9 protein-coding genes are annotated in these 10,888 nt (G+C 55.6%); 2 read left to right on the top strand and 7 right to left on the bottom strand.

Annotation, left to right across the window (positions count from 1 at the left end; translation table 11 throughout):
* The coding region (locus PHV74_11770) for an arsenical-resistance protein (GenBank protein MDD5095038.1) at window positions 1–614 on the top strand (614 nt) is incomplete at its 5' end.
* Window positions 615–770: 156 nt separating this feature from the next.
* Here PHV74_11770 and PHV74_11765 read toward each other — a convergent pair.
* From PHV74_11765 to PHV74_11735, 7 genes are all read right to left on the bottom strand, one after another.
* Window positions 771–1,190 (bottom strand): Zn-ribbon domain-containing OB-fold protein, encoded by a 420-nt coding sequence (locus tag PHV74_11765; GenBank protein MDD5095037.1) that lies wholly within the window; start codon window positions 1,188–1,190, stop codon window positions 771–773.
* A 6-nt stretch (window positions 1,191–1,196) separates the two neighbouring features.
* A complete protein-coding gene (locus tag PHV74_11760; protein MDD5095036.1) occupies window positions 1,197–2,465 on the bottom strand; it encodes a beta-ketoacyl synthase N-terminal-like domain-containing protein in 1,269 nt (422 codons plus the stop codon).
* 251 nt (window positions 2,466–2,716) lie between these two features.
* Window positions 2,717–4,309, bottom strand: coding sequence for an acyl-CoA carboxylase subunit beta (locus PHV74_11755; GenBank protein ID MDD5095035.1), 1,593 nt, complete (start codon window positions 4,307–4,309; stop codon window positions 2,717–2,719).
* A 30-nt stretch (window positions 4,310–4,339) separates the two neighbouring features.
* Window positions 4,340–5,980 carry a carboxyl transferase domain-containing protein gene (locus PHV74_11750; protein MDD5095034.1) on the bottom strand — a complete coding sequence of 547 codons (1,641 nt, stop codon included), beginning with the start codon at window positions 5,978–5,980 and terminating at the stop codon, window positions 4,340–4,342.
* A gap of 125 nt (window positions 5,981–6,105) precedes the next feature.
* Window positions 6,106–7,794 (bottom strand): AMP-binding protein, encoded by a 1,689-nt coding sequence (locus PHV74_11745; GenBank protein ID MDD5095033.1) that lies wholly within the window; start codon window positions 7,792–7,794, stop codon window positions 6,106–6,108.
* 64 nt (window positions 7,795–7,858) lie between these two features.
* Window positions 7,859–9,025 carry an acetyl-CoA acetyltransferase gene (locus PHV74_11740; protein MDD5095032.1) on the bottom strand — a complete coding sequence of 389 codons (1,167 nt, stop codon included), beginning with the start codon at window positions 9,023–9,025 and terminating at the stop codon, window positions 7,859–7,861.
* Complete coding sequence (locus PHV74_11735; GenBank protein ID MDD5095031.1) at window positions 9,012–10,610, bottom strand: 3-oxoacyl-[acyl-carrier-protein] synthase III C-terminal domain-containing protein; 1,599 nt, start codon at window positions 10,608–10,610, stop codon at window positions 9,012–9,014. The genes PHV74_11740 and PHV74_11735 overlap by 14 nt, the downstream gene beginning before the upstream one ends.
* A gap of 94 nt (window positions 10,611–10,704) precedes the next feature.
* On the opposite strand from PHV74_11735, the gene PHV74_11730 reads away from it, so the two are divergent.
* Window positions 10,705–10,845, top strand: coding sequence for a hypothetical protein (locus tag PHV74_11730; GenBank protein ID MDD5095030.1), 141 nt, complete (start codon window positions 10,705–10,707; stop codon window positions 10,843–10,845).
* Window positions 10,846–10,888 lie beyond the last annotated feature (43 nt).

Genomic DNA, 10,888 nt, shown 5'->3' with positions numbered 1-10,888 from the left:
ATGTCTTTATAACGGTACTGCCCCCTCACTTCGGGGTCAAAGGGGTAGAAGTTGACGTGTCTATGGCTGAAATCGCCAAGAGCGTATTCATCTACCTGGGGATACCATTCTTCGGCGGGATGCTCACCCGCCACTTTCTTCGCAAGAAAAAGGGTGATGACTGGTACAGCCAGAAATTCATCCCTCGTATCAGCCCCATCACCTTGATTGCGCTGATCTTCACCATTGTGGTGATGTTCTCCATCAAGGGCGATTACATCGTCGAGAACCCGGTGGATGTCCTGATCATCGCCATACCCCTCTTGATCTACTTCGTGATCATGTTCCTTGTCTCATTTTACATGGGCAAGCGTGTCGGTGCAGACTATTCCAAGACTACAACGATTGCATTCACCGCGGCCAGTAACAATTTTGAATTGGCGATCGCTGTGGCGGTGGCAGTGTTCGGGATCAACTCAGGGCAAGCGTTTGCAGCAGTGATCGGCCCACTCGTGGAGGTTCCGGTCATGATCGGTCTTGTGAGTGTGGCATTCTTTTTCCAGCGGCGGTACTATGGTCACGAATTGCAGCCATCTCCGATACTTGAAGTGGATGCGGGATGTCCTCGTCCATAAGTTAAACATGTCATGCTCTTGAAAGGGCCCAGGATAGCCCAAGTTACAGCCAGTCCCAGGATGAATACTGGCTATCACACGAATTACATATTATATGAGCGCACCTTCCGCAGCCATTTGTGTCTAGCCCTCTACATTTTTCAGCCACCAGAAACCTCATGCCACCTTAAATGCAAGGTAGGGTATCTTCTTGTCTCCTTGAGTGCGCTCCCGAATATCCACCTCAACCAATGTGCCTATCTTGATAGACTCAGGATCCCTGGCATCGACCCCCTCGATGCGGCAGGCGATCTTGGGACCCTCTGTTGTCTGGATGATCCCAGAGCAATAGGGGTTATTCCTACCATAACCCGCGGCCGCCATCCACGTAGGGGTGATGGAGATGCAGGTGAAAGCGGCCAGTTTTCCTTTGCCGCTCAACTCCACCCATTCCAGTTCGCTCTCCCAGCAAGTCGGACATATGGCACGAGGAGGTAAGAACAGAGCGCCACATTTTCTGCACTTGCTGGCCATCAGTCTCTTCTGAGCCAGAAACACGTTGAAATTCGTTGAAGTAATAAGTGTTTTTTGCTCCATTGGACTTTACCTCCTTTCGTAGATGTGAATTGCAGAGGTGGCCCCAGTGGCCCCGACGCTATGAGTCAGGCCCAACCTCAGGTTCTTGCCGGGAAGCTGTCGACCTCCGGCCTCGCCCCTCAGTTGCTTGAAGATTTCCATCGTCTGCGCCAGCCCCGTAGCTCCCACAGGATGCCCCTTGGATTTGAGCCCTCCGGAGGTATTGATGGGCTTGGCTCCATCCCGAGCGGTAACCCCTTCCTCCACTGCCCTCACGGCCGTTCCGGGTTTGAAGTAGCCCAGGTCTTCCATGGCCAGGATTTCAGCGGAGGTGAAGCAGTCATGAACCTCGGTGACCTGAATATCCGCCGGTTTGACTCCCGCCATCTCATAGGCTTCCTGTGCAGCCAGCCTGACTGCTTTGATGGTGGTCATGTCCTCTCGTTCGTGTTGAGGATAATCCGAAGCCTGACCGCTGCCGATAATGTGGATCGGTTTATCGGTGAAATCCCTGGCGATCTCTTCGGCAACCAGCAGGAGACACGCAGCCCCGTCTGTGATAGGCGAACAGTCAAAGAGCCTCAGAGGCCAGGCAACTACCGGATTGGCAGCAGCATCATTGAGGAAGTCCATCTCCACCTTGTAATCGATGCAATACTGGCCCTTCTCGGCGCACTTCTTCTTGCGGGCGTCCATGATCTGCCTGATGCTCTGGTTGAACTGGCCTTTGGGGTTCAGCGCGCCGTTGTTGTGATTTTTGATGGCTATCCGCATGAAATCCTCTACCTTAGTGCCGTATCTGGCCATGTGAGCGGTAGCTAGAGCAGCATACAGGCCGGGAAAAGTGAATCCCGTGGGAGCCTCGTAGGCGGTATCTCCCGCTGCTGCCAGGGTATCCTGCACCTGCTCGGTTGCCAGGTTGCTCATCTTCTCGACGCCCCCGATCAGGACCATATCGCACAGCCCGGAAGCGATCGCCATCATTCCTTGCCTCATGGCCAGTGCCCCAGAAGCGCAAGCCCCTTCTATTCTGGTTGCCGGCTTGTGGACGAGGCCTACTGCATTGGCCATGATGGGGGCAAGATGCGCCTGCATCTCAAAAAGCTCGGGGGAGAAGGCGCTGACGTACAGGCACTGGATATCGTTGGGGTCGAAACCCTTATCCACTGAGGCCTTCATATCCTGGAAGGCTTCCACAAAAAGATCCCGGCTGATCTTGTCATTGAAGGCGCCAAACTTGGACATGCCTGCGCCCACAATCGCCACTCCTCTGCCCAGTTTTCCTTGCTTCGCCATATGCCCGCCTCCTGTATCAAGTTTGGTGACTAAGCGTAACAACACGTCTGATAGCAACCATCTAGCGTCGAACCCCACCCCGAAGGAAGGATGATTAAGTTCTGATCAACCCCTTCATCCCCCAATCTTGGGGGATGAAGGGGAATCTGGGGGACACCCCCAGACCCCCGGCAGGAAGTATCCTGCACCACTTAATCAGAGGTTCCTTAAGATTCAGATGCTGTGATGATCCCCCTCGTATTTCGCTATCTCTACTGAGGTACGAGGCTATGCTTTCTCCAGGGTCTCGGCCTGGGCTCTTTCTTTTTAAGAGTCTTGAGAGCCTTTATCAGGATTGGCCGGGTATCCCGGGGGTCAATGATGTCGTTGATCATTGCCTGCTCTGCAGCATGGAAGGGATGAATCACCTTGTTGGCCAGCATGTCCGCCAGCTTCTCTTTCCGCACTCGATCCGGCTCCGGGGAAGAGCAGATTTCTTCCTTATAGATGGTTTCCACCGCCGTAGCGGGGTCCATCCTGGAAACGCGAGCGCTGGGCCAGGAATAGGCAAGGTCGAGCCCCATCCTCAACGTCCCCATTACCAGCCGAGCGGTTCCGCAGCACTTGCCAATATTCACCTGAACCATGGGAACCGTGGCTTCACTGATGGCAAACACCGGCTTGGGCGCAGTTCGTAGCAATCCGTCCATCTTCTGCTCTTCTTCCAGGTTTGGGGCGAACCCCGGAGTGTCCACTAGAAAGATCAGCGGCACATTGAAAGCATCGCACCACCGGATGAACCGCGCCTCTTTATCGCAGGTATCCAGAGTCAAAATACCGCCATTTTCGGCAGGATTGTTGGCCACGATTCCCACCACCTGTCCATCCAGGCGGGCAAAACCGATGATCATGCTCTTGGCAAACAGTTTCTGCAACTCAAGAAACTTTCCCCTATCCACAACAGAGGCAATTACGTCGTGCATATCATAGGGTCGGGAAAGATCGGCGGGAACTATCTTCAATAGATCCTCGTCCCTGCGATTGGGATCATCGCCAATATCGCGAACCGGCGGTTTTTCTTGGCAATTGAGCGGGACATAGCTGGCCAATTCCCGGCACATGGCGATGCCTTCCTCATCGCTTTCCACAAGGGCATCGGCCGTCCCTGTAACCGTGGCATGAGTCACCGCTCCTCCGATTTCCTCCTGGGTGACATCCACAAAGGTCACCGACTTCAAAAGGGTCGGGGAGGCGACCGACATGAAGGCTGTTTTGTTGCGCATGATCATGAAATCGGTCAGCGTGGGGGAGTACGCCGACCCGGCGTACATCGGGCCCAGCATCACCGTGATCTGAGGGACCACCCCTGAAAGTATCCCCGGCACCCGATACGGAGTCAGAGCATTGCCCAAGGGCTTCTTGCCTCCCAAGATCGGCCGGAATCCCGGATGGCCCATCCAATCCTGAACTCTCTCTCCGGCAGAGTCAACCAGCCCGATACAGGGCATTCGGTTCTCCAGCGCCATTTCCATCAGCTTGGTAATCTTGTGATGCGTGCTCGCCCCGAAGGTTGCCCCGCCAATGGTGAAGTCATGGGCATAAACATAGAACGAACGGCCATCGATTTCCCCGATGCCGGTCACAGCGCCATCGCCGGGCAGCTCCTTCTCATCGATATCAAAGCCGGTTTTGATAGGGCGAATCCAGAGGTCGATTTCCCGGAAAGTCCCCTTATCGAAGAGCTTGTCTATCCTCTCCCGTGCCGTCAGCTTGCCCGATTTGTGCTGCCGATCGATTTCAGCCTGAGGCCCGCCGTTCGAAAGATGGTGTCTGCGCTCCTCTACCTGCCTGAGTTTATCGGTCATGTCTTCCATATTTCCTGCGGGTATCCCGGTTCACATTCTGAAATTCTCGTGCTTTCTGGGCGGCAACTCTTTGCTCGTGAGAGAACCATCCTGCCTGTTTCTGAGCCACTTCAAGGCTTCGATCAGGAAGGGCCGGGTGTCCCTGGGATCGATGATTTTCTCGTTGCTTTCGCGAATCAGCATATCCAGGCACCACCGCATCTCTTCCAGGCGTTCATTGTGCCTCTCTTTTCTGACGGTTTCATCCTCGATGGCGGAGAGTTCTTTTCGATACATGATGCCCACCGCCCCTTCGGCGCTCATCAGGCCGGGCTCGACAGTCGGCCAGGCGATGGAAACATCGCTTCCCAGGAACGGCCCGGGGAAGGAAAGGCGACCGCCTCCGAAATGTTTGCGCACCGAGACGGTAATTCTGGGCACCGTGGCTTCACTATTGGCCATCACCATCCGGCTGCCGTGCCGAATCAGTCCCCTTCTCTCCTCTTCTATCGCCGGCAGAAAGGCGGGAGAATCGGCCAGCCAGATTAACGGAATGTTGAAAGCATCGCAAAACCGGACAAAGCGGGACATCTTATCGGCCGCGTCAATGTTCATGCATCCCCCTTTGAATTGAGGGTTGCTGGCCAACAAGCCGACCGGGTTTCCACCGAAGCGTGCAAAACCAGTGATCAGGTTCTGGGCGAAATGGCGTTTGATCTCAAAGAAGTCGCCCTTGTCTGTTATCAGCGAGATAAGCCTGTACATGCTGAAGGGCTTGGCGGTGTTGATGGGGACAATCTCCAGAAGCTCTTCCTCTCTGCGATTCGGGTCGTCGCCGGTATCGACTCTTGGAGGCAGCTCCAGATTGTTGGAGGGCAACAGGCTAACCAACTGGCGACATTTTGCCAGGCAATCCTCGTCAGTATCGGCCAGCACATCGCAGGGCCCGACCCTGGCCTGAACCTTCCAGGCATCTCCCAGGGTTTGGCCATCGATTCCGGGCGGTGGCGATGCCAGATGCATGAAGCTGGTATTTCGCACCATGAAGACGAAATCGCTCAGATTGGCGATGAGCGCCATCTCACCGGTGCATGGCCCCATCACCAGAGATATCTTGGGGATCACGCCGGAAGCAAGCGTCTGGAAATAAGCCATCGCTCCGGGGGAGTAGAAATCGGGATATTGGATGGCATCATGCGCTCTGATGCCCTCGGAATCGAAGATGCCCACGATCGGCGTCCTGGACTGAAGGGCGTTTTCCATGGTCCGGATGATTTTTCGGGCATGAACCGTTCCCACCGTCCCACCCATCACCGTGGCATCCTGAGACCACACGGTAACCGGCCTGCCATCGATCGTCCCGAAGCCGGTAACGACGCCATCGCCCCTCCCTGTTTCCTCGCCGGGATATCCGCATTCATACGGCCGGCGCAACAGGTCCAATTCCTGAAAGCTGCCGGGATCAAGCAGCTTGTCGACTCTCTCGCGTGCCGTCAGTTTCCCCTTATCGTGCTGTTGCTTGACTGCCTGCGGGTTGCCCAGTTCAATGCCCAGCTGCTCCTTCTGGAAAAAGTCGAGCTTTTCCTGCATGGTCCTGGCTTCTCTGATCCCAAGAACCGTTTCGACATATTCCACAGGGACGCCAAACTGCCGGGCCAAATTTTCAAGTCTGTGTTTGCCCTCTTCTGTCATTTTGTCATTTCCTCAATAGAAACAACCGAACTGCTCAATGTCTAACGCCCCCTCGGCTTTGCCGCTTCCCCATCTTTCCGAAAGAGGGGGACAAGGGGGAGTTCAATCGCGAGCAACCATTGAGCTTATTTAAGTCCGGGGAAATCCTCTTCCCAGAATTCGGCTGGCCCGCGCTCATTTCTGCTTCGGCGTTCTTTCTCGATGCTCCGCAACTCTACGCGCCGGATCTTTCCCGATATCGTCTTGGGCAGTTCGGCGAACTCGATGCGGCGGATGCGCTTGAAAGGAGCCACCCTCTCGCGAATAAAGCGCAGGATGGAAAGCGCCGTCTCGCGGGAGGGCGCCACTCCGGGTTTAAGTACAATATAGGCTTTGGGAACGCTCAGCTTCATCGGATCGGGGCTGGGAACCACTGCCGCTTCTGCCACTGCCTCGTGTTCGATAAGCGCGCTCTCCAGTTCAAAGGGACTGATCCGATAATCGGAGCTCTTGAAGACGTCATCGGCGCGTCCGATGTACCAGTAGTAGCCGTCAGCATCGCGGCGGGCAACATCGGAGGTCCGGAAATAGTCGCCGCCGAGCAACTCTGCGGTGCGTTCCGGGTTATCGAGGTAGCCCGCCATGAGTCCGGTCGCAGCCGGATGGAGCTTAACGCTGATTTCGCCTTCTTCGGCTTCCTTGTCCTCAAGATCGAGCAGAACCATCCGATAACCGGGCATAGGACGACCCATTGATCCGATCTTGACGGGCTGGCCGGGCGAATTGCCGATCATGCAGGTAGACTCGGTCTGGCCGTAGCCGTCGCGGATGGTCAGGCCCCAGGCCGAGCGAACCTGTTCAATGACCTCGGGATTGAGCGGTTCCCCCGCGCTGACCAATTCGCGCAGGCTCACCGGATAAGATCTCATATCTTCCAGAATCAAGTTACGCCAGACTGTAGGCGGCGCGCAAAGTGTGCTCACCTTGCATCGCACCAGCACATCGAGGGTTTTCCTGGCATTGAATCGCCCCTGGTTATAGAGAAAAATCGTGGCCCCGGCATTCCAGGGCGCGAAAAGACAGCTCCAGGCGTGTTTGGCCCAACCGGGAGAGCTGATGTTCAGATGGATATCATTCGGACGGAGCCCGATCCAGTACATCGTCGAGAGGTGCCCCACCGGATAGCTTTGATGCGTGTGCAGCACCATCTTGGGTTTCGAGGTGGTGCCGGAGGTGAAATAAAGTAGAAACGGATCATTTGCCTGCGTCGGCGCGTCCGGCTCGAATGTGGCGGAAGCACCCTCAGCGTTAGCATAAGGGGTCCATCCCGGAACCGTCCCGCCCACGACGATGCGGTTATAGGAGCCCTCTACATTCTCAAATGACATGGCGCTGGTTGTATCCGCGATCACATGGCGCATCACGCCACGGCTCACTCGATCCTGTAAGTCGCTCTGGGCCAGAAGCATGGTTGCCGGACTGATCACTGCCCCGAGCTTGGCCAGCGCCAGCGTGACTTCCCAGAGAGGAACAATGTTTGGCAGCATCACCAACGCCCGATCGCCGCGTTTGACGCCTTCGGATCGAAGGAAGTTAGCCACCCGATTGGAGCGCTCGCTCATCTCCGAGAACGAGACTTTCGATTCGGTCCCGTCCTCGTTTACCACCCACAGAGCGATGCGGTCGTTGCCGCGGGCATGAAGGTCAAAGTAATCGAGCGCCCAGTTGAACCGGTCTAAGCGAGGCCATGCAAACTCATTGCAGGCGGTCGCGTAGTTTTCGCGCCTGGAGAGTAGAGCTTCGCGAGCCCGCAGGAAAGAATCAACAGATGTCACGTTATACCCCCTTTTTATTCGAGAACGCTGGCCCTCCCGGCGTGAGAGGTGCCCATAGAGGCTTTTATCTGCCCAGGATGGTGACACTGGCCACAGAAGGATGTCCGCCCAGATTATGAGCGAGCCCCATGTGAGCATCTTTCACCTGGCGCGGTCCGGCCTTGCCCTGAATCTGCTTGTAGATTTCGTACATCATGCGCAGTCCGGTAGCACCTACCGGATGCCCGAATGCCTTCAGCCCGCCATCGGTGTTGACCGGCAATTCCCCGGACTTCTGGAAAGCGCCGCTATCCACATAATCCTTGCCCTCGCCGGGCTTGCAGAAACCGAGATCCTCGTAGGTCAAAAGCTCAGTGATGGTGAAGCAGTCATGAAGCTCCGCCACGCTCAATTCCTTAAAGGGATTGGTGATGCCTGCGTGTTTATAAGCTTCTTTTCCGGCCAGAACGGAGGATGGCCAGTGGAGATAATCATGCCCCGGTTTCCACATGTGGGGAATTGGGTCCACCGAAAGCCCCAGGCCTTTGACGTAAACCGGGTCCTGCCGATACTTTTTGGCCAGCGCCTTGGAGGTGATAACTGCCGCCGCCGCACCATCGGTGACGCCGCAGCAATCGAAAAGCCCCAGAGGCCAAGCAATCATCGGAGCATTCAACGCCTGCTCCAGGGTAATCTCCTTCTGGAAGTGGGCTTTGGGCGTTAGTGAACCGTTGTGATGGTTCTTTACCGCGATCTTGGCCAAGTGTTCGCGGGTTGCGCCGTATTTCTGGAAGTATTTGATAGAGGCCATGCCGAAGTAAGAACCGGGGGTTCCGACCGGAGCCATCACAGCGGGCCGGAAGGCAATCTCTGCTCCGGCCTGCCCCACCAATCCGCCGGTGCCCAAATCCTTCAGTTTCTCATAGCCGACCACCAGCACCGTATCATACATGCCGCAGGCTACCGAAAATACGGCATTGCGGAAGGCATCCATTCCGGTGCAACAATAGTTCTCCACGCGGGTGATGGGAATCCCCTGGAATTTCAGAGCGGCCGCCAGGCACTGTCCGGCCTTGCCGGAGGTATTGGTTCCTACCCAGGCCGCCTGAACGTCCGTGGCCTCGATGCCGGCATCTTGATAGGCTTCATAGGCAGCATCCACAATCATATCAACGGCGCCCTGGTCCCAGTTCTCGCCGAACTTGCAGCACCCCATGCCCACGATAGCGGTCTTATCTCTAATGCTTTCCATCTTGCTCCTTTGCCATCCTCTGGGGTCGGCACTTCCAAATATAGTTAAAGAAACCGCCCGCCTCCCGGAACATTCGAAAAGTCATCTCACAGGGCAGGTCCACGCTTTCTGCCGTCATGGGATGGGGATCGACATCCGTCAAGACGGTGAAATAGCGACATCCGCCTTCAAGCTCCACAACTGACCAGACTTTGGGATACCCCACATCCTGTCCCATCTCCTTGGTGAAGGTGACGAGCCGCCCTTTCTTTTCCGCCAGACAGACCAGATCGAAGTTATCTTTGGCCATACACATGCCGCAGACCCTCTGCACCGGATACTGGGTGTCGCCGCATTTCTTGCACTTCACCCCGTAACAGGCATAGACCGATTTCCTTTCCCTCCAGAGAGCCGTCAGAGAGCTGTGCAGCTTTCCCTCATCGGGGCCTTTCACCAGATTGCAGAGCTGTAAGAAATTATGATAATTGCCCAGCATGATCTTGGAGCCACTGAATCCGCTCAATCCTCTGCGGCCCGGAACCGGGTTTATAGCCTGATTGACCTTGAGGAGGTAAGCATCAGCGCCATCGCCGTAGTTGACCATCAGGATCGATTCGCCCGCTTTGGCCTTTTCAAGCACCGTGGTCAGCGCCATCAGGACCTGCGCCGCGCCGGTGTTGCCGATGGAATCGAGAATGGCCGCACCCTGAAGCTGGGTCTTGGCATTGATTCCCGCAGCACCAGCCGCTGCCACCATCTGGCGGTAATTCGGACCATAGATGATAGCCTTGGTGACATCCTTGATTGCCACACCACTGACCTTTGCAATACCAGCCGCGGCATTTTTCATCGTGGCCGTCCCTTCGTTCATGATGAAGCGCTCTTCCCAGCCACGAACAAAGGCATCATCCGCTTTTCTCCAGTTGAAGGTGAACTCATCCGTCATCACAAATCCGGTGTCGATACTGACAGCGCCGTCCTCCGCGATCAACACTGCGGCCGCACCATCCCCGGAGTATTTTTCGATATCCGATCCGGGAACGCCAGCGCGGCAATCGGCGGCAACCACCAGCACCTTCCTTGCTGAGCCGGCCTTTACAGAATCCATCGCCGCCTTCATCGCTATGGTTCCAGACCGGGTTGAGCCAACGAAATCTGCTGCCATCACGCTGCTATCCAGATCAAGTACTGCCGCGATCAGCGCCGCGCACTGCTTTTCCGCATAGGGGGGAGTGGTGGAGGCAAAGTATAAAGCGTCCACCTCTTTTTTGTTTATCCCCTTGAGACAGTCGAACGATGCCTCCACCGCCATGGTGATGCTGTCTTCATCGAAATTGGCCACGGTCCTCTCGCCGAGCGAGGGCGATCCTCCCACTGCCCCGGCAATGGTCGCCCGGCTGAGTCTCAGTATAGGCACATATGCGCCATATGAAGCGATGCCAACCATTCTTACCTCCATGTCACTCATCGGCACTATGCCGTAATCATATACCTCGGTTTTGGCATTCAATCGAAGAATGCCCCCCATCATCCCTGAAGGGCGAACCCCTGCAAAGGTTGCGAAATCCTGATCAATAGGATATCCTATTGGATATCTTGTGGACATTATACAGGCGGTGGTGGCAGGTGTCAAGGCCGTTTTCCAAGCCTTTGTCACATGGTAGAATAATTTTGAAGATGCTGGACGATTACCTGATACAATGGGGGCAACCAAGCGCCAGGGTGTTGTTGAGACTGATATCACCAGATTGCATGGCAGAGGCCGTTTAAGAATAGGGGTTAAGAATACCCTGAAAGAAGTTGACACGGTTTTTGAAACCGACGTTTTGACGTTCAAGTGACATTCTCATAGGTTAAGCCCTCGGTTTTGAGGGTTTGAGCACT

It is taken from the genome of Dehalococcoidia bacterium (genome assembly GCA_028711995.1).
Lineage (GTDB): Bacteria > Chloroflexota > Dehalococcoidia > SZUA-161 > SpSt-899 > JAQTRE01.
Note: the sequence above shows the minus strand (reverse complement) of the source record. Positions and strands in the feature narration are given on the sequence as shown.